Raw genomic sequence first — 20,635 nt, forward strand, 5'->3', positions numbered from 1 at the left:
GCAAGCTGGGAGCTAAGCACCGTATAAAATCGTATAAAATCCTCTCAATCCCTAATTGACAACGGAATCTCAATCCACTATCATTGATAATAATAATCAATATCACACAAAAAGAAGAACCCCCCGATATGATCGAGGGCTTCCTTCCGATATTTAAACGGCTCTACAAGCCAAGCCATTTTTTGAACAGATGCTTTGTTGTATCCTTGTTCATTGCTGCAATCGAAGTCGTGAGCGGAATGCCCTTCGGACATGCGCGTACACAGTTTTGCGAGTTGCCGCAGCCTTCGATGCCGCCATCGGTCATCAGCTCATCCAGACGCTCTTCCTTGTTCATCTCACCCGTTGGATGAGCATTAAACAGGCGAACCTGAGAAATGGCTGCAGGACCGATAAAGCTGTTCCTATCGTTAACGTTCGGGCAAGCCTCAAGGCAAACGCCGCAAGTCATGCATTTGGAAAGCTCATATGCCCATTGGCGCTTCGTTTCTGCCATGCGCGGTCCTGGACCAAGATCATAGGTTCCGTCAATCGGAATCCATGCTTTCACTTTCTTCAAGGCGCCGAACATGCGCTCGCGGTTGATGACAAGATCGCGAACAACCGGGAATGTTCTCATTGGCTCAAGGCGAACCGGCTGCTCCAGCTTATCGATCAGGGCGCTGCACGCTTGACGCGGCTTGCCGTTGATGACCATCGAGCATGCTCCGCATACTTCTTCCAAGCAGTTGGAATCCCAGCATACAGGTGCTGTGCTCGCGCCGTCGGACTTCTTCGGATTACGCTGAATTTCCATCAATCCGCTAATGACGTTCATATTAGCGCGATAAGGGATTTCGAACTCTTCCGTGTAAGGCTTTGAATCAGGAGTATCTTGACGTGTGATGATAAACTTAACCGTTTTTGTTGCTACAGTCGTTCCAGCCATCGTTATTCTCCTTTCTTCTTGTCGCTCGAGTAATCGCGTTTACGAGGTTTGATCAAGCTTACGTCGATGTCCTCGTAAGAAATTTGCGGACCTTCCTTCGTCCATTTCGCAATCGTCGATTTCATGAAATGGTCGTCGTCACGATCCGGGAAATCTGGCTTATAGTGAGCGCCGCGGCTCTCGTTGCGAAGCAATCCGCCCAGCGTCATCGCTTCAGAAAGCTCAAGCATGTTCCAAAGCTGACGAGTAAAGGCAACGCCCGCATTGTTCCATTGCGCCGTATCGTTGATGTTGATTTTCGCATAACGCTGCTTCAGCTCTTTGATCTTGTGGATCGTTTGCTCAAGCTTATCGTTAAAGCGTACAACGGTCATGTTATTCGTCATCCATTCGCCAAGCTCTTTGTGAATGACATACGCGTTCTCATTGCCGTTCATGTTAACGATGCTGTTGTACTTATCCGTTTGACGCTTGTTCTCGCGATCGAATACGGAGGAAGCAACATCTTCAGACGATTTCTTCAAGCCTTTGATATACTCGACCGCTTTTGGTCCAGCAACCATACCGCCATAAATAGCGGATAGCAAGGAGTTCGCGCCTAGACGGTTCGCACCATGGTATTGATACTCGCACTCGCCGGCTGCGAACAGACCAGGAATGTTCGTCATTTGATTGTAATCGACCCACATGCCGCCCATTGAGTAGTGAACCGCAGGGAAAATTTTCATCGGAATTTTGCGCGGGTCGTCGCCCATGAATTTCTCATAAATTTCAATGATACCGCCAAGCTTAACGTCAAGCTCCTTCGGATCTTTATGAGACAGATCAAGGTAAACCATGTTTTCTTGATTGATGCCAAGCTTCTGATCGACGCAAACGCTGAAAATTTCACGCGTCGCAATATCACGTGGCACGAGATTTCCATAAGCCGGATATTTATCCTCTAGGAAGTACCAAGGCTTGCCGTCTTTGTACGTCCAGATCCGTCCGCCTTCACCGCGTGCTGATTCAGACATCAAGCGAAGCTTGTCATCGCCCGGAATCGCCGTTGGGTGAATTTGAATGAATTCGCCATTGGCATAGTTAACGCCCTGCTGATACACTGCGCTTGCAGCCGTACCGGTGTTGATAACAGAGTTCGTTGTTTTACCGAAAATAATGCCGGGACCGCCTGATGCAAGAATAACCGCATCCGCACGAACCGTGTGCACTTCCATTGAGCGCAAGTCCTGCGCTGATACGCCGCGGCAAATGCCGTCATCATCAACGACTGCGCCAAGAAATTCCCAGTGCTCGTATTTGTTGACTAGTCCTGCTGCTTCCCACCGGCGAACTTGCTCGTCCAATGCATATAGAAGCTGTTGTCCTGTTGTAGCGCCCGCGAATGCTGTGCGGGAATGCTTTGTGCCGCCAAAGCGACGGAAGTCGAGCAAGCCCTCAGACGTACGGCTGAACATAACGCCCATCCGGTCCATAAGGTGAATAATGCCAGGTGCAGCGTCGCACATTGCTTTAACTGGCGGCTGGTTCGCTAGGAAATCTCCACCGTAAACGGTGTCGTCGAAATGCTCCCACGGAGAATCGCCTTCCCCTTTCGTATTTACAGCGCCGTTGATACCGCCCTGTGCGCATACTGAGTGGGAACGTTTGACCGGTACAAGTGAAAACAGATCAACGTGTACGCCAGCCTCTGCAGCTTTAATGGTAGCCATCAAGCCAGCCAGACCGCCGCCAACGATGATAATTTTATTTTTAGCCATAACGCTTCGCTCCTTGTCTACAAACTATCCGATATTTGTAAGTGCAATTGCAGCACTCGCAGCTTCCTTAAATTCATCGCCGCTAAACGCGATAAGCGAAAGAATAAACAACGCCGAAACGACTACAAACACGCCCATGCAAATGTAAGACGAGATGCGTTGCGCTTTCGGGCCGATCGTAATGCCCCAGCTGACCAGAAACGCCCATAGGCCATTGCTGAAGTGGAAGACAGCTGCAAGTACGCCAATTACGTAAAGTACGAAATAAGCAGGACTGCTTGCGATTTGATTCATCGTAGACCCCAGCTCTTCATGCGTGATGTTGCCGAGATAAACTTGCAGCCGAGTTTGGAATACGTGCCAGAATACGAATACAAAGGTAATTACCCCTGTAACCCGTTGTGCAGTAAACGCCCAGTTCCGACCATACTTAAAGCGTCCCGTGTTTGTGTTCGATTGGTATGCCACGTACAAGCCGTAAATACCGTGAAACAAAAGCGGGAGGTAAATACCGAAAATCTCGAGCAGCGGCAGCACTGGCAAGCTGTTAATCAAATGTACGCCTTTGTCGAAGCCCTCTGGTCCGCGTTCAAACGCCTGATAGTTGGTCAGACCATGCACGACGATAAAACCGCCGAGCGGAATGATCCCGAGAAGCGAGTGAAGCTTGCGCGAGAAATACGAGTTTCCTTCCATGTCATTCCTTCTCCTTTCAATACTGTGAGTGCTAGCATGCTTTTTGTTAAAAATATAAGAATGTATCGGCTTCACACCTATACATTGCTTATATTTCAGCGCAAACAAAAGCGCTGAGCTGCCTATAGGCAGTCTTCAGCTATTTACGCATGGCAAATCATTCTACATTGTAACCCCAGCATGTTTCTCCGTCAACAAAAGTCGACACATATTAGCCACACTTCCCATCCTACTCCTTTTAAGCTTATAATGGAATTGCTTATTTTTTATAATTTCTTATAACAAAATGACATAAGGGGTTTTTTCATGAATGAAGAGATGCATGTCTTTACCGTAATCGTCGAGCAATCCAGTATGAATAAAGCTTCCGCTTTGCTCAATCTGTCGCAGCCTGCCATCTCTCGCAAGATCGCTAAGCTTGAGCAAGAATTAGGCTCTCCCTTATTTCGACGGATCGGCAAACGGCTTGAGCTTACCCGGATCGGGCAAATGACGTACGAATATGCCTTAGAATTGCGCCAGCTTCACCGCAAATATTTGCAAACCGTCTCCGAGTTTACTTCAGCGGGACATACTACGCTGACGATTGGCGCAAGTCTGACGACACTGCAAACGACGCTTCCCGATTTAATTCAAAGGCTAACGTCAACCCACCCGGAAATCGACATTAAAGCGATTACGGGCAAGACGCATGAAATCGTGTCGCTCGTTCGCGATCAAAAAGCCGATATCGGGATCGTAGCGTCAAGCATCGAGGATTCGACATTAAGATGTATCCCTCTGTTTGAGGATCATCTGTCGCTTGTGCTTCCGCGCAATCAAGTCATTCTCGATAAAAGCCCGTTAGGCATTCAAGATTTGACCGGCATGCCGATGATCTTGTTCTCCAAAGGAACCTGGTACAGAATTCTTACCGACGAGCTCTTCGACAAATACCATCTTCAGCCGGATGTGCGCATGGAGATTGATTCTTTTGAAGCGATATTGCGTTTGCTCCATACTTGCAGAGCGGCTACGCTGCTGCCCCAATCGTACATGCGCAAACAACTGCTCGAAGACAATGAGCTTGTCATTATCCCTATTCGCGAGCTTGAGGATACGAAGCGCACCACCTCGCTTATTCATGCAGACTCAGCAGCGCTGAGCCCCTCCGTCCGACTATGGATTAACGAGCTGGCGGCGCGTTTTCCAACCAAAAAGGACAGCAGCCTCTAAAAGAGGCCACTGTCCTTCAGCATTTCCAATATTACGCTTCCGAATCCATCCCCAGCCGTTTTGCGACAAAAGCGGTGGTGCTGGCTTGGAGCAGAACCGTAATGAGAATGGTCATTAATTAATAGAAGCAATCTATTCCGCATGCTGGATGCCTGCGCTTGTGATCATTCCCGATTAAACAGCAGGAATAACCCCCGTTTCTCTTACCCACATCATAAATACGAGCTCATTTTTGTTCCATCCCGCCTTGCGGTCAGGCAAACTATAGAAGCACGGCCCGCCAGCATCCCAGCTATAACGATAAGTATGAGCAATATTAGCAAGTGATGTATGATTGGCGTCGCAGCGGTTTCCACCTGCATGTCAATTCCATTCCTAATAACAACTTAACGAATAACAGTTGCCTCAAAATCTTCGATTTGCGCGTTTGTTCCGATAACAACCATCACATCGCGCTCAGCAAGCACATCTGTTGCCGTTGGCGCAATAATGATGCCGGATGGCTTGTTGATCGCAACGATGCTGCAGCCGAACCTTGCTCGCGGGTTCAGGTCATGCAGCGACTTGCCGTTCAAGCAATGAGGTACAGCAAGCTCGGCAATCGTATATTCCTTGGAGAGCTCAATATAATCGAGCAGGTTGGGTGAAACGAGCTGATGCGCAACACGAATGCCCATGTCCCGCTCCGGATAAACGACGCGGTCGACGCCGATTTTCTCAAGCACGCGGCCATGCAATTCCGTCATTGCTTTCGCAACAACCTGCTTGACACCTAGATCCTTAAGCAAGATGGTCGTTAAAATACTCGCTTGAATGTCATCGCCAATTGCAACGACGCCGCAGTCAAAGTTGCGTACACCGAGCGAACGAAGCGTTTCTTCATCCGTACAATCGGCAGTTACGGCATAAGTGAGGACACCGCTCATTTCCTGAACGGCCTCCTCGTCCTTATCAATGCCAAGCACCTCATTGCCGAGCTCGATTAGCTCGCGGCCTAAGCTTGATCCAAATCTACCTAACCCTATTATGACAAATTGCTTTTTCTTCGTCCCCACTTGCAGCTTCCCCTATCCAATCGTAATTTTGCCTTCAGGATACCGGTACAATTCTTTTTCTGTGCGTGGCCCCAGCGCATAAGCTAGCGTCAAAGGTCCAAGCCGTCCGGCAAACATCGTTAATGCAATGACTATTTTTCCTACTGTGCTGAGCTCCGGAGTAACGCCAATCGACAACCCCACCGTACCGAACGCAGAGGTGGCTTCAAACAATAATTTAATGAACGCATGATCCTCCGTCATCGACAAGATCATCGTTACAATAATAACTAAACCTAATGAGATTAATGTAATCGTTAGCGCCTTAAAAATCCTGTCCTTGCCAAGCCGATGCCGGAACATCACAATATCCTCGCGTCCGCGAATCATCGCAATAACAGCTCCGATCAGTGTAGTAAAGGTCGTGGTCTTGATACCGCCGCCTGTCGAGCCCGGCGATGCCCCGATAAACATCAGAATGATGGTGAAAAACATAGTTGCTTGTCGCAAAGCTGTATAATCAAGCGTATTGGCTCCCGCCGTCCGCGGCGTCACCGACTGGAAGAAGGAGGATAAAATCTTACCGCCCCAGTCCAACGAGCCAAGCGTCTTCGTATTGGAAAACTCGAAAACAAAAATGACGATTGTTCCTACTGCTATTAATGTCCCCGTCATGGACAGGACAACCTTGCTGTGCAGCGACAGCCTGCGGTTTTTGCGATACTCCATCAAATCCGACATGACGACAAAGCCTAAACCGCCGGTTATGATGAGCATCATTGCCGCGATATTGACGATGGGATCAGATACGTACAGCGTTAAGCTTCTGTAGTCGCCAAAAATATCAAATCCCGCATTGTTGAATAAGGAAACGGCATGAAACGCTCCGAAAAACAACGCTTTGCCAAGCGGCATATCGAATGCAAACCTTAAGGTAAACAAGATGAATCCGACGAATTCGATCGCCAGTGAATAAACGATGACCCTCCTAATGAGCCGAACGATACCTTCCATGCTCGACTGATTCATAGCCTCTTGCAGCAAAAGACGCTCTCGAAGTGAAATCTTCTTGCGCAGTACAAGCGCAACCAGCGTTGCCATCGTCATAAAACCCAGTCCGCCTAGCTGGAATAAGCACATCAATACGACCTGGCCAGGAACGGAGAAATATGTACCCGTATCCACGACGACAAGCCCCGTAACGCATGTCGCCGAGGTCGCGGTAAACAGCGCATCGATGAAAGGCAGCCGCTCACCGCTTGCCGATGCGAATGGCATGGATAATAATACGGCACCCAGCAATATAATAAGCGCGAAGCCGCAAACCAATATGCGCGGAGGCGACCACTTGAGAACATTCCAATCCCTCTTCATCCGTTGTCCTTCTTCTGTGTATGTCTTATCATAATTACTTGTTTTTGAGCATAAAAAAAAGCACTGGAAACTCAAGTGCTCTGTGCGATGAGTCCTGTTCCAAGACGCCTACGAGGTTAGCTGACGGATTCGGGCCTGGACAGGCAGCCCTATTCGGCGGCAAGAGCCCAAGCTCCACCGCTAAAATTCACCCCATGCCGCCAAATGAGAACCGCCTATGCAAACAGCTAGTTCATCTATTTTGACAGCTTTATGGTTCCCCCGTTTTCCTAAGGAAATTCGGCTGTGCTATTCAATTTGTATGACGTTAACGATTATAATCCTAAAGCAGTCCATATATAAAGGTGATATTTTTGACAAAAGGGACGATATTAGTCCAAATACGGGCATTGGGATTAAGAAGCAAGCTTCAAGCTTGCTGGACATCGTTATTTCGCAGTTTCTTGTGTGCAAACCTTTATTTTCATTGGATAAATCAGGGATTAATGTGTTAATGTATGGACATATGCTACTCATTTTAAAGACAGTTGAGGTGAATCCATGATTGATTCTATCAAGCCTAATGAATGGAGACGTTTTCTATGGGCGGCGATTGCATGCTTTATTATTTATGCAGCCGTTGACATCGTTCCCATGTTTGCCTCCATTGCATCCGGCGAACTAAACACAAAAGTTATTGAGAAATCGACCGCTGAGAGCCGCGCCACCGCTTTCGCAGAGAAACAGACGGGTCTAAAGGTCAAATCGGCTAAAGCTGTTCATCAAACCGATAAAATAATGAACGGCTATCTTTCCAAAAATAAGCTGTCCAAAACGTATGCTGACAAATATGACCCCAGCTTCCCGACCGATACGTTTCAGGTTGATTTGAAATTTAGCGGCGGCGGCGGCTTCGTTTACTTACATATGCAAAGCGAAAAAATTGTAGCATGGAATTTGCAAATCGACGGTGAAGAACTCTCTGATGCAGATAAAACGAAGGAAGCGAAAGCTTTCCTGACGAATCAAAGCTTCAGCGGGGTTGAATTTCAAAGTAATCGAATATTGGAAAACGGTGATTGGGAGGGCATGCCTAAAGCCGACTACGCCATACAGGATGCGAAGTTAACGATTCATGTTGATGCGCGAATCGTTGATGGTCGAACCGTCATAACCAAATATAAGCCTGCATTTATCGCCCCGGATGATTACATCAATTATGTGAAGAATCAAGACAGGATTGCTGGTTTCCTTACTGGCTTCGGTTACTTCTTCATGAGCTTTGTCTTGTTCGTCTTGGCTATTATTTATGCCGTGCTATACCGAAAGTTTACCTCTTTCAAATTTGGTATTATATTGACCATCGTTTACTTTATCACCTATATCATCATGAATCTGAATGTGCTGGACGGCATTCGAGCCTCGATGGGTGAAAATGACCTAGCTGGTGCGACAACGGCCGTTACAGCAGTCGTGACTGTGCTTCTGACCATCCCAATGGCCGGAGCCATTTATATTTCATTGATCGCTGGCGATGGCCTATGGAAGGCGCAGGGCCGCGACTTATGGCCGCGCTTCGGACAGAAAGGCTACGGCGACCATGTATGGCGCAGCGTAGGCCTCGCCTATTTATTCGCGATTATCCTATTCGCGCTGCAATCCGTCATCTTTATCGCCTTAAGGCTGACAATCGGCACATGGGACACATCGGATGCCACCCAGTCTCCTTATAATATGGGCATATTATGGCTCATGCCGGTGCTTGCTTGGGCGGCTGCCATTTCAGAGGAAGCTGTCTTCCGTTTCTTCGGCATTGGATTATTCCGCAGATGGTTCAAAAACACGTTTGCCGCTGCGCTGCTTCCAACCTTCTTCTGGGCGCTTGGACATGTGATGTATCCGTTCTATCCATCCTCGACAAGATTGATCGAGCTGATGATTATTGGGCTCGTTTTCAGCTTTATTTTCGTCAGATACGGCTTGATTACATCCATGTTCACCCACGCGATCTTCAACAGCGTAGCGGTCGGCTTATCGCTGCTTACGATTGGAACGGCGCCAAATATTGTCTCGGCTATCTTCTTCTCGGTGCTGCCGGTGCTGATCGCCTTTGTGATCAAATACTTTAGCCATAAAAAAGAGAAGAAGCCGTCAGTTACGACGACTCCTCCCCTAGAGCAGCTATAATTTGCGAAGCTAATTTATCACCAATAGATAGAGGCCGAAAGTCTTCGACTGAGGCCTCTTTTATTTTTTTGATCGAGCCAAAATGTTTCAGCAGAAGCTTGCGGCGCTTCTCGCCGATTCCCGGAATCGAATCGAGCCTCGATTCAACCATAGACTTGCCGCGCTGCTCGCGGTGGAACGTAATCGCGTATCGATGCACCTCGTCTTGAATGCGCTGCAGCAAATAAAATTCTTGGCTGTCTCGCGGCAAAGGTACAATCTCGGCAGGATCTCCTGTCATGAGCTGCGCCGTTTTGTGCTTCGCATCTTTCACGAGGCCGCATACGGGAATAAACAAGCCAAGCTCATTCTCCAGCACATCAAGCGCAGCCGATATTTGCCCCTTGCCGCCATCGACTACGATCAGGTCGGGAGCGGTAAGCCCTTCCTTCAATACGCGCTTATAGCGGCGCCTGATGACCTCACGCATCGTTTCATAATCATCGGGTCCCTTTACTGTTTCCACCTTGTATTTGCGGTATTCCTTGCGATCCGGCTTGCCTTCGGTGAAGACGACCATAGCCGAGACTGGATTCGTTCCTTGAATGTTCGAGTTATCGAAAGCTTCAATCCGGCGCACTTCCTCAAGGCCAAGCCAGCCGGCCAAAGATTCGGACGCTTTGACGCTTCGCTCCTCATCACGCTCAATGAGACGGAATTTCTCGTCGAGCATCACCTTGGCGTTGTCCGTAGCCATCGTCACGACCTCGCTCTTGCGGCCGCGCTGCGGCATGAGCACTTTAACCTTCAACCAGTTATGGAGCGCCGCAATGACGTCGTCAGCATGCGTAGAAGCAGCGGCATCAGCTTCCCCATCTGCAGCTTCACCTTCGATATGCAGCTGCTCTTGCGGCAGCGGCAGCAAAATTTGCTTCGGCAGCGCTGGATTATCGCTGTAGTACTGCGTTACGAACGTTATGAAGTCATCATAAGCTTCCCCGTAATAAGGGAACGTCGTCCCATGCCGCTCGATAAGCTTGCCTTGGCGCATATACAAAATTTGCACGCACATCCAGCCCTTATCTACCGCAAAGCCGAAGATATCGCGGTCAAGCGCATCCTGCATCGTAATCTTCTGCTTCTCCATGACCGCATCGATCGCAACCAGTTGATCCCGGAACTCCTTCGCACGCTCGAATTCGAGCTTCTCCGCAGCCTCTTCCATCTTGCGCTGCAGCTCAATCTTTACGACGTCTTGGCCGCCGTTCAGAAACCGCGAAATTTCTTGGATCATCCTGTCGTACTCTGTCTGCTGCACGTCAAATTCACATGGCGCAATACATTGTCCGAGATGATAGTATAAGCACACCTTATCCGGCAGCGCATTGCACTTTCTAAGCGGATAAAGCCGATCCAGGAGCTTCTTTGTCTGCTGGGCGGCGTATGCGTTCGGATATGGGCCAAAATATTTGCCTTTGTCTTTAATGATTCGTCTAGTGACCTCAAGCTTCGGATGCTTTTCGTTCGTAATTTTGATATACGGAAACGTTTTATCATCCTTCAGCAGTACGTTATATCTTGGATGGTATTGTTTGATCAAGTTGCATTCGAGAATGAGTGCTTCCATGTTGCTCGAGGTTACAATAAATTCGAAATCGCGAATTTCCGATACCAATCGCTGAGTTTTCCCGTTGTGGCTGCCGTTAAAATAGGAACGCACCCTATTTTTGAGCACCTTCGCTTTGCCTACATAAATAATGACGCCTTCGCTGTTCTTCATAAGGTAACAGCCTGATTGATCGGGGAGCAAAGCTAGTTTGTTCCGTATCGTCTCTTTAGACTCCGCAAGCTGCTGCTCTGCCTGCTTCCGATCCGTTTGCTGATGATCCATGCTCTCGCCTCCGACTGCCTAATGATTCTGTACACATTTTAGCATAAGTATCGTCGATTTTGTTTTACAATTGTCACCGGGATTAGCTTTACAACTGTTTGGCTGTTTGAGTATACTAATATAAGTTGAATAAACCGATACTACATAAAGACGACCGCATATGGTTGTGATTGAAGCAATCGGTCTTTTTCAAGGAGGACGTCAACGATGGAAAACGTAAGAGACCCGCGCGAGCATTTTAACGAAGAGCCTCGCCATGACTTGATGGACGTCGTGTTCGGCTTTGGCGGCATGCTCGGTCTTATGACCGTCATTTTCGCTGTAGCAGTAATCGTGAAATTCATCATTTCATAACAGAAAGGAGCAGCCTGCTGCTCCTTTTTTGTTTCTTAATAATGAGATGCAAAAAACGCCGGCAAGGTAAATGCCAGCGTTCTTATCAAGCCGTCTTGACTGTTTATGACGGTCTTCTCATCAAATAAGGGTACAATAAAATGAGTCCGATTATATAAAGTATCAATGCAAACAATGCCGGAGAGAGATGCCAAAAATCAATATAACCAATAGACAAATGTACGCTTAAGCCAGCATAAAAGCCCGGTGCGCCGCCCAGCAGCAGCGTCCACCATAACCAGCGTGCTCCTTGCTGAATCCCCCATAACGCAATGATCAGGATCGCAATCGCATCACAGAGAAGCGCACCTCCAAACCCAGCTCTGTCATGCGCGATAAGCGGAATAAGCTTCGCATTCGTTTCATTTAGCTGCGTATGCGAGGTGTCCAAATAAATGAGATCCGTTTGAACGAACACCTGCGTAATCCCAACCCCCGAAATCGTTAGCCCGCCGATTGCAAGAGCAAAGCCCAGTATGACAAAGCAAAGCTGCCCCCACATAGCTCGGCGCCATATGCGGTCATTACGGACGTTGACAGTCAAACGGTAAGGCTGATCCGGATTGCTGCGCATGGCAAGCAAGAACATCGGCAATAGGATAGCGGCCGCAAGCGCATGCAGCGGGTCAAAATATCCATAGCCAAGATACAGGAAGAAGCTCGCAAACCCTACAATCCCCGAAGCCAGCAGAGCCGTTCTTGTCCAGTGGAGACTGTTTTTGAGTCCATGCCTAGCCAGTTGAAAGTATAGGATGCCGATTGAAAGCATCGTTCCTGAGAGCGTAATTCGGTCATGTGACATAAAGTGCAGCAGATTATGATTGGTATGCTTCAGCTCCTCCAAAGTCATGCCGATAAATTTCAAATCATAGGGCAGCAGCACCGTCGTTGCAGCAACGATCCATGACAGGATACCGCCGATTATCATCCCGATCCCAAGCAAGCACATCCAGCCCCAATGCTTCCAGAAGGACGGAGCCGCAGGCTTAGGCAGGCTTTGAACCTGCTCATAGATGATCGCTTCGTTGATACGTTTCGGCAGCCCAGGACCTGCATAGACAAATCCGCTATGGAGCATAATGGCGTTCGCACCAGCATTAAGCAGATCAAGCGCATCCTGCGGCTCATGTACGCCCCCACCTGCTTTGATGATCAGATTCGGAGAACATTTGCTTCGGATACTTACTATTTTGGACAAGGTCGCAGCCTTCGCCGCTTTGCCTACGCAGTATTCACCCTTTTCTGTAAAGCTTCCTTCTCCGATGATTATTCCGCTCCACCTTGTCTCATCAATGAACGCATGGAGAAAAGAAATAAGCGGGTCGTCTGGAAGGGTGAGCGGGACAAATAGAAATAATGGTTTCATCGTATGCGAATGAGTGGAAGCAAGCATTGATATTCCTCTTAAAATAGATCGGGCATCCTCCAAACTTCTTCGGGGATGAAGCACATCGATATAAAACCCAGCTGCTCCAGCTGCGCTTAACTGTTCAATCATGCTGCCAAGCTCATGAATCGCCTGCTCGGGCGAGGCCTGCGGCATTGGCGCAATGCGCGCCAGCTGCGGCAAACGATGACCCGGCTTTGCCATACGCTCTGCGAAACGTTCGACTCCTTCATTTTCATAACCATTCGGATATCGAATAGATTCTATTAAACAATCATTAATAATTGGTTCATCACAGCGAATCGGCTTGACCGTGATCGGTCCATGCTCAATAAAGCCGATTCCGAATTGTGCAAAAGCCCGCTGAGCTCTCCCATTCGGATCGACCCCGCCGGACAATCCGATGGGCGAATCCATAAAAATACCTGCTATCTCCCGCTCCAGCTGCGGCGATGGCTCCATATGGCCTAAGGTTCGAATAATAAATGAGCCGCTTGGTATTTTACTTAGCGTACCTATTGCTCGCAGCGTTAGAGCTCTGCTCAGCCTCGACGGAAGAGTGAATAATAGGGGACGAAACAAGGTCTGATACGACCAATCCGGCATAGTGACTCTCCTCATTTGTCTCTAATCGTCTTTCCTTACTTTATATTAGAGAACTATCGTTCAGCATGCAATGTATCGCTTCGTGCACGGAAGCAATCTGCCAAAATAAAATAAGGGGCTGTCCAATGAAATTTTTTACCAGCTAGTTTAGAGCACTGGAGCTCCAGTCATTCGTTCCTTAACCTTACTTTCCTCTGGCTTTTTCGCTTATTCCAGCGCTCATTGTTCTAACCTGTAAGTTTGAAATAAAAGGCTATCTCAAATTATTTCAGTTTTGTGGAATGAACAGGAAAAGCTCCATCTATTTTCCTGATAACATGCCAGTTCGTTCATTTAGCTGGAAAAACTCCCGTTAGTCGGAGCACTTTCACCGAAAAAGGGTCAAAAGCGAGATATTAACGGGAGAAAACCCGAGACTACAGAAGAACCGGGGATTCCGCCGATTCCTGCTTCATTGCTTGCCATAGGTAAGCCTGGAGGTGGGGAGACTTTCGCTTGCCCACAATCTCATGAAGTCAAGCAACCATTGACCTGAATAGAAAAATAGCGGTACAGGAATAGCCCCCTGTACCGCTATTTTTCAAGACTTCAAAGCTATTGTACGATACGAAGCGCTTCGCTGCTCGGCTGGCTGCCTTGCTGCTTTGATTGCTGCTGCGATTCGGATGGCGACTGCTGCTTCTGGGTGGAACCGTCATAACGCGTTCTTTCCGTCCGGTCGATTTGTACGATTCTTCCGTCATGCACGGTAATCGTCACATGTCCATAACTTAGGCCACTAACTTGATCTGCAATTCGCTCCAACCACTGTTGATCCACTTCTAACGGTTTTGCCATTCAAAATCCCTCCATTTAAACTGATTTACTCGGTTTTTTCTGCAGGCTTTTGCTGAGCGGACTTCCATTCCACGATGCTTTTTACGATCAAGGTAATGACAGCAAGCATAACAAGCAAGGATGCTACCGCAAACGATGCCGAGAATTGATATTCATTGTATAAAATTTCGATATGGAGCGGCAGTGTATTCGTTTCTCCGCGAATGTGGCCGGAGACGACGGACACCGCACCGAACTCGCCCATTGCTCGTGCATTGCAAAGGATGATTCCGTATAATAGTCCCCATTTGATGTTAGGCAGCGTTACCTTCCAAAAAATTTGCCAGCCCTTTGCTCCAAGGCTAGCTGCTGCCTCCTCCTCTTGAACGCCCTGCGCCTGCATAAGCGGGATTAGCTCACGGGCTACAAAAGGAACGGTCACGAATACGGTCGCCAGCACGATGCCTGGCACAGCAAATATAATTTGGATGCCCCGTTCATCAAGCCATGGTCCAAGAAAGCCCTGCGCGCCAAACAGCAGCACGTAGATTAATCCGGATATGACAGGCGATACGGCAAACGGCAAATCGATTAATGTAATTAAAATATTTTTACCGCGAAAACGGAACTTGCTGATCGCCCACGCCGCCGCAATGCCGAACACTGTATTAACGGGGACAGCAATTAAAGCAACGATCAACGTAAGCTTGAGCGCGGATAGCGCATCCGGCTCCGTTATGGAATCAAAGTATACGCCTACGCCTTTCTTGAAGGCTTCAACGAACACCGATACCAGCGGCAGCAAAACAATCAATCCGAGAAACAGCATGGCGATTCCGATTAGAAGCCATTTTACGGGGCCCGACTCTGTTATATGTCGCGGGCGCTTCGCCGCTTCTTCATTCGTGTGTACGGTAATTGCTCCAGCCATATGTGTATGCCCCCTTCTTAGTCTGACACTGTGCGGCGATTCATTCGCCACTGCAGTAAATTAATGACTAGCAGCATCAGGAAGGACACAACAAGCATAACGAGTGCAATCGCGGTAGCGCCAGCGTAATCGTACTGCTCCAGCTTCGTCATAATTAGCAGCGGGGTGATCTCGGTCTTCAGAGGCATATTGCCGGATATAAAGACGACCGAGCCATACTCGCCAATACCTCTTGCAAATGCGAGCGCGAACCCTGTTAACAGCGCCGGCAATAGCTCAGGTAAAATGACCTTCCAAAACGTTCGCAGACGATAGGCGCCAAGCATAACTGCCGCTTCCTCCGTCTCTTTCTCCATATCCTGCAGCACCGGCTGCACCGTGCGGACGACAAAAGGAAGACCAATAAATATAAGTGCGATTGTAATGCCGATCGGGGAATAGGCGACTTTAACGCCTAATGGCTCCAAGAGGGAACCGATCCAACCGTTTGGTGCGTAGATGGCCGTTAATGCAATGCCCGCAACTGCCGTTGGAAGGGCAAAGGGCAAATCAACTAAGCTATCGATCAGCTTTTTGCCTGGAAACCGATATCTTACTAGCACCCAGGCGATCAACAGTCCGAACACCGCATTGACAAGTCCCGCGAAAAAAGCGGTTAGAAAGCTGACACGATAGGAGGCGACGACACGCGCATTCGTGACCGTGCTCCAAAATTCAGGCCAGCTGAGCTCTGCCGTTTTGAAGAAAACGGCAGCCAGCGGAATCAGGACAATGATGCTGAGGTAAAACAATGTGAATCCAAGCGATAAACCAAAACCCGGCAGAACGTTACGGGGCTTGGAACCTTTCATGTGAAGTCAGCTCCAGTCTTGTTCAAATCGAGCATTATGATCCTGGCGTGTAAATTTTGTCGAAAACTCCGCCATCAGCAAAGTGTTTCGTTTGTGCTTCTTTCCAACCGCCAAAGTCTTTGTCGATTGAAAGCAGCTCAAGATCTTTGAACTGATCTTTATACTTTGCAGCTACAGCTTCGGAAATCGGACGGTAGTAGTTTTTAGCGGCAATTTCTTGCCCTTCTTCCGTGTACAGATATTTCAGGTAAGCTTCTGCTACTTCACGAGTACCGTGTTCGTCAACCACCTTGTCGACAACAGCTACCGGAGGCTCAGCCAAAATGCTCAACGAAGGATATACGATTTCGAATTTGTCTGGACCTAGTTCATTGATTGATAGGAATGCTTCATTCTCCCAAGCTAGCAGCACATCGCCGATTCCGCGTTCTACGAAAGTTGTCGTTGATCCGCGTGCGCCGGAATCCAGTACAGGAACATGCTTGAACAATTCTGCAACAAACTCTTGTGCTTTTGCTTCGTCATTGCCGTTTTGCTTCAGTGCATAACCCCATGCTGCGAGGTAGTTCCAACGAGCGCCGCCCGATGTTTTCGGGTTTGGTGTGATGACTTCAACTTTATCTTTGACAAGATCGTTCCAATCTTTAATGCCCTTTGGGTTACCTTTACGAACAAGGAATACGATTGTGGATGTATATGGAGCGCTGTTGTGCTCGAATTTAGTTTGCCAGTCTGCGTTGATCAAGCCAGGTTCTACGGCAGCTTCGATATCGTAACCAAGCGCAAGCGTTACAACATCAGCTTTAAGACCGTCGATAACGGCGCGAGCCTGCTTGCCTGAACCGCCATGAGATTGTTTAATCGTTACATCTTGGCCCGTTTCAGCCTTCCAGTGCTTCGAAAATGCTTCGTTAAAATCAACATAAAGCTCACGAGTTGGGTCATAGGATACATTTAGCAGCTCAACCGGAGGCTTAGGCTCTTCCTTTGCCGGTTCTTCCGTTGCAGCCGCGTTTGTTGCCGCAGCCTCGTTGGACGGCTTATTCGTTTCTTTGTTTGCTGCGTTGTTGCCTCCTTGACCGCAAGCGGCAAGTACCAGCACCAAGGCCAATAGGATCACAACTGAACGAACATGAGTAATTTTCTTCATCATTTCTTACACCCCTTTTTTAAATTAACAAGCTTACGGAAACACGACTAAGTCATACATATAGGACATTGGCGTTTCTCCGAGAAAAGGTTGATTACTCCGGTTCGTCCGGTCGGGAACCATTATTCCTACCTGTTTAGTTGGTTATGTGAGAATATTACCAGTGACCCCCTCATACTGTCAATACTTAATTTCAAAAAAATGATAAGTCCTATAAGAATGCTTTATAAGAGAGGTCGATGAACGAAACAAAACCTGCTCTTGTCCGATATTGCTCAAGTCAGCCATTAATCTGTATACGCTTTCAACCATCATGGGATAAAGAAGGTTTATTTTCCCAATATTGAAAACATAAAAAAAAGCTTTAGCTAGCCGTTCCCTCGTGTGAAGGCATCCGCTAACCAAAGCTCTGTTCTCCTATTTCCGTCCGCGCTTGTTTTCTCCTGTTACCATTACAACCTCGACATAGGGCCGTATGCGGTCCATAATCCGCTGCCCCTTGTGCAGCTCATCGCCGTCCTTGCTGGTGAAGCTGAAATGCCGCTCCAGCGCCTCCAGCTCATAGTTGGACGTATAAAAAGTCGGCTTCCGCTGCATCCGGTAATTCAAAATCGCACCAAGCACATGATCGCGAACCCAAGGGTTTAAATTTTCCGCACCCATATCGTCAAAGATCAGCAGATCGGTTTCCTTCATCATCTCGACCGTTTCCTTCAGCTTGCCCGGCTCATGCATCAGCGACTTTAAATCCTCAACGAAATCGGGCATATAGACGATAACGCCGGAATATCCCGCCTTCGCCAGCTCATGCAGCAGGTAGCACATGAGGAACGTCTTGCCGGTTCCGAAGCGGCCTGCCAAATACAAGCCTTCCTCCTGCAAGCCCTGCTCCTTCGTACGATCGATATAACGAAGCACCTGGCCAACTGCCTTCGCCCGCTCCATATCATTGGTCAAAATTTCATCGGATGAATATCCGCGCTGCAGCGCCTTCTCATCAATATAGAAGCTGCGGACGCGGCTGCGGATTTGATCCTCCGTTTGCCTCGCGATAAATTTTTTGCATGCCACCTTGCGATCATACAGCTGTGTAAGGCCATTAATCGTATCAGAGCTGAGCAGCGTATAGTGCCCTTCAAAATCATTCGGACATTTATCTAAACCAGGACAATTGCTGCAATTGCGATACTCAGTAACATATTGATAAACGCGGTTCAAGTTAAGCCTGATCGTCCGCTCGTCCAAATCCGGATATTTAGCCCGCAGCTTCTCAACCAGCGGCTCTGCGAGCAGCTCGGTCAGCTTTTGCTCCGCCTGATCCGTAAGGGCTTTACCTGTCGGCCATGCCTTTAGCAATTCGCCCATTGACTCCATCATCTGCTCACCCCGCTTCTATGATTTGCCGTCCAGCTTCCGCGCCAGCTTGCGCAGCTCTTCCAGCTCGTCTGCCGATACCGCCGAAGCGGACTGTCCCTCCTGCACGATAGGAATCGAAGGCTTGCGCGAAGTTCCGCGGCTGTTGCCTGTACTGCGCGCGCCGCCTTTAGAGCCGCTGTAGCCCCCTCCAGCAAAGCTGGCTGACGCTTCCTTGCGGCGCACCTTATCCTCCTCCACTTGCGCTTGCTCCCGTACATATAATACAGCCTTCTCGAACGTATCGATTTGCTTAACGAGCATATTCGACGCTACTGCATCCAAAAACGTCTTCGTTACGCGCTGGGCGTCGTTCGCCCCTATAACATAATGAATGAGTACATTTATAACCGGTCCTGCCAGCTTATAATTAAGGTCAATTCTCTCAAATACCCGCTCAATCCAATCCGGTACGGCGCCCGGGAAAAAGCGCTGCAAAAACCGCGTATGCGGTTCATTTCTCATCAGCATATTGTATTGCTGAACGTCGCAGCGGCCAAGCAGCTGGTTCGGCACCTGCAAATAATGCTGCTCCTGTACTTCGTATTCCTCCGTCAATTCGTCCGAATCCGCGGATTCCTCGCTCGCGATCACTTGCGTGCGTGACAACGTGCGCTGGCGTTCGCCCTCCCGTTTCTTGTCCTGACGGTACAGCTGATTGGCTCGCAGCTGAAGCTCATCGACCTGCAGCTCGCCGCTCTCTCCAAAGATGCCGTCCTCATCAAGCAAGCGGCATATATCTACTACCTCTAAGCTATATTTGTACGCGACATAATTAACCTGCGACAGCTGTTCCTCATCGCTCCGCAAACGTTCAACAAACCTTCGGTTAGCGGAATTGCGGGGGAATCGCAATATAATTTCCCCGTAGGGAATGCCTGCTGAAGCCTGCGAGGTTCTCGCAGCGGCTTGGCGCGACGGCGCAACCTCCGTCAGCGCTTGCTCAAGCTCATTGTCTACCGATTGCATATTGAGCTTAAACAGCTCGTAGAATGGCACCGATATATTTTCCTTCGTTAATTGTGCGCCAGCCAGCTCGTCCGGCTCGTTTGCGCCAAACGATTCGCGGAGCGAGATAACGGCATATTTGCCAATCTTGTCGCGAAGCAGCATCGTTAAATGCATATTGCGAAAGAACTCTACCGGCGATAGCGGTTGTGCAAGCTCGTATTCATAGATAACATCCGCATTATCGGGTACGCCAAGCCGCGATGTCTGCAGGAGGCCTACCGCTTCCAGCTTAGATGCCTGCTCGATCAGATGCTTGCGGCTGTGCTCGTTCATCTCCAGCCCTTGCCCAAGAAATAGCTTTCGCTGCGGTTCTATAGAAGAATATCCAGAGGTACCTTCCGCAATTCCGTGATAAAGCTGCTGGTAAAAGGCAATCGCAAACGCGCCGATCATCGGCTGATAGATGAGCGACAGCATTTTATAATCCAAGCTGCTTAACGAAAAATCGCGAAATATGTAATACCGATGATGTTCCGTGTACTGCAATATATTATTGATGCGCATAGCATCAGCTCCATCCCTTGCTTTCATTCTATCATTTTAGCATAAAAACAGCTGTTCATGACGGGTCGAAAAATAGAAAAATCCCCCGAATGAGGGATTCTTCGATTAAAACATTTTGTAGCCGCCCTTGCGCAGCGCTTGAATCGCCCATCCGCTCACATAAGCGCCTATCAGTGCTCCGATAACCGGTATGTAGTCGATAATCGTATAATGAGCAAAGTTCTCTATCGTCGCTGTAGCCGACTTGTCCCATGGCGCCCAAATGCCAAGCGGGATCAAAACGAGAATAAATAAATATATCGGAAACCACGTTGTTTTTAACAACATATTCAGAATAAATCCAATACCGAACATCATGACTAAAAACAGCACTGTCGCTATAATCAATTGAAGCATCGAAACTTCCCCCTTCAGACTCTCGTTTATTAGTTTAATTAATGGCTAGGTGGAAGTCAATTAGATGAGGCCAAATGTCACAAGACCGCCATTTGCTCAGCCTGCCCTCCTTACGATACAATGATTGCAGCATC

17 protein-coding genes and 1 riboswitch are annotated in these 20,635 nt (G+C 48.4%); of the genes, 3 read left to right on the plus strand and 14 right to left on the minus strand.

The window, feature by feature from the left end; genetic code table 11:
- Positions 1-163 precede the first annotated feature (163 nt).
- Genes sdhB through AC1TPC_RS00335 form a run of 3 tightly spaced genes read right to left on the minus strand, consistent with a single transcriptional unit; the run spans position 164 to position 3,384 of the window.
- Positions 164-928, minus strand: a complete 765-nt coding sequence (sdhB, locus tag AC1TPC_RS00325) for a succinate dehydrogenase iron-sulfur subunit (RefSeq protein ID WP_482064893.1) — start codon at positions 926-928, stop codon at positions 164-166.
- Between the two features lie 2 nt (positions 929-930).
- The gene (gene sdhA / locus AC1TPC_RS00330; RefSeq protein WP_482064894.1) at positions 931-2,688 is read right to left on the minus strand and encodes a succinate dehydrogenase flavoprotein subunit; all 1,758 of its coding nucleotides are present in this window, start codon (positions 2,686-2,688) and stop codon (positions 931-933) included.
- Between the two features lie 24 nt (positions 2,689-2,712).
- On the minus strand, positions 2,713-3,384 hold the full coding sequence (locus AC1TPC_RS00335) for a succinate dehydrogenase cytochrome b558 subunit (protein WP_482064895.1): 672 nt from the start codon (positions 3,382-3,384) through the stop codon (positions 2,713-2,715).
- Between the two features lie 306 nt (positions 3,385-3,690).
- On the opposite strand from AC1TPC_RS00335, the gene AC1TPC_RS00340 reads away from it, so the two are divergent.
- Positions 3,691-4,599 carry a LysR family transcriptional regulator gene (locus AC1TPC_RS00340; protein ID WP_482064896.1) on the plus strand — a complete coding sequence of 303 codons (909 nt, stop codon included), beginning with the start codon at positions 3,691-3,693 and terminating at the stop codon, positions 4,597-4,599.
- A gap of 386 nt (positions 4,600-4,985) precedes the next feature.
- Here the strand turns inward: AC1TPC_RS00340 and AC1TPC_RS00345 are convergent, their stop codons facing one another.
- On the minus strand, positions 4,986-5,654 hold the full coding sequence (locus tag AC1TPC_RS00345; protein ID WP_482064897.1) for a potassium channel family protein: 669 nt from the start codon (positions 5,652-5,654) through the stop codon (positions 4,986-4,988).
- 12 nt (positions 5,655-5,666) lie between these two features.
- Entirely contained in the window at positions 5,667-7,007 is a 1,341-nt protein-coding gene (locus AC1TPC_RS00350) for a TrkH family potassium uptake protein (protein WP_482064898.1), read from the minus strand.
- A gap of 90 nt (positions 7,008-7,097) precedes the next feature.
- Positions 7,098-7,302, minus strand: a riboswitch (cyclic di-AMP (ydaO/yuaA leader).
- Between the two features lie 245 nt (positions 7,303-7,547).
- Between AC1TPC_RS00350 and AC1TPC_RS00355 the strand changes: the two genes are divergently transcribed.
- Positions 7,548-9,173 (plus strand): CPBP family intramembrane glutamic endopeptidase, encoded by a 1,626-nt coding sequence (locus tag AC1TPC_RS00355; RefSeq protein WP_482064899.1) that lies wholly within the window; start codon positions 7,548-7,550, stop codon positions 9,171-9,173.
- Here the strand turns inward: AC1TPC_RS00355 and uvrC are convergent.
- Positions 9,142-11,043, minus strand: a complete 1,902-nt coding sequence (gene uvrC, locus AC1TPC_RS00360; RefSeq protein ID WP_482064900.1) for an excinuclease ABC subunit UvrC — start codon at positions 11,041-11,043, stop codon at positions 9,142-9,144. The two genes, AC1TPC_RS00355 and uvrC, sit on opposite strands and share 32 nt — an antisense overlap.
- Before the next feature lie 207 nt (positions 11,044-11,250).
- Here uvrC and AC1TPC_RS00365 point away from each other — a divergent pair, with 207 nt between their 5' ends.
- Entirely contained in the window at positions 11,251-11,397 is a 147-nt protein-coding gene (locus tag AC1TPC_RS00365; RefSeq protein ID WP_144376731.1) for a YqzM family protein, read from the plus strand.
- A 103-nt stretch (positions 11,398-11,500) separates the two neighbouring features.
- Here AC1TPC_RS00365 and AC1TPC_RS00370 read toward each other — a convergent pair whose 3' ends face one another.
- The 8 genes from AC1TPC_RS00370 to AC1TPC_RS00405 all read right to left on the minus strand — a co-directional run bounded on the left by AC1TPC_RS00370 (position 11,501) and on the right by AC1TPC_RS00405 (position 20,501).
- Positions 11,501-13,429, minus strand: a complete 1,929-nt coding sequence (locus AC1TPC_RS00370; protein ID WP_482064901.1) for a dihydroorotate dehydrogenase — start codon at positions 13,427-13,429, stop codon at positions 11,501-11,503.
- A 594-nt stretch (positions 13,430-14,023) separates the two neighbouring features.
- Positions 14,024-14,266, minus strand: coding sequence for a YezD family protein (locus AC1TPC_RS00375; protein WP_482064902.1), 243 nt, complete (start codon positions 14,264-14,266; stop codon positions 14,024-14,026).
- A gap of 25 nt (positions 14,267-14,291) precedes the next feature.
- A complete protein-coding gene (cysW, locus tag AC1TPC_RS00380; protein WP_482064903.1) occupies positions 14,292-15,176 on the minus strand; it encodes a sulfate ABC transporter permease subunit CysW in 885 nt (294 codons plus the stop codon).
- Between the two features lie 17 nt (positions 15,177-15,193).
- A complete protein-coding gene (cysT, locus tag AC1TPC_RS00385) occupies positions 15,194-16,027 on the minus strand; it encodes a sulfate ABC transporter permease subunit CysT (protein ID WP_482064904.1) in 834 nt (277 codons plus the stop codon).
- A gap of 34 nt (positions 16,028-16,061) precedes the next feature.
- On the minus strand, positions 16,062-17,177 hold the full coding sequence (locus AC1TPC_RS00390; RefSeq protein WP_482065310.1) for a sulfate ABC transporter substrate-binding protein: 1,116 nt from the start codon (positions 17,175-17,177) through the stop codon (positions 16,062-16,064).
- 417 nt (positions 17,178-17,594) lie between these two features.
- A complete protein-coding gene (gene dnaI / locus AC1TPC_RS00395; protein WP_482065311.1) occupies positions 17,595-18,551 on the minus strand; it encodes a primosomal protein DnaI in 957 nt (318 codons plus the stop codon).
- Between the two features lie 18 nt (positions 18,552-18,569).
- A complete protein-coding gene (locus AC1TPC_RS00400; protein ID WP_482064905.1) occupies positions 18,570-20,105 on the minus strand; it encodes a replication initiation and membrane attachment family protein in 1,536 nt (511 codons plus the stop codon).
- A 105-nt stretch (positions 20,106-20,210) separates the two neighbouring features.
- Positions 20,211-20,501: a YuiB family protein gene (locus AC1TPC_RS00405; protein WP_482064906.1), complete on the minus strand. Its 291-nt coding sequence runs from the start codon at positions 20,499-20,501 to the stop codon at positions 20,211-20,213.
- Positions 20,502-20,635: the final 134 nt, after the last annotated feature.

This window comes from Paenibacillus sp. Y280 (assembly GCF_056786335.1).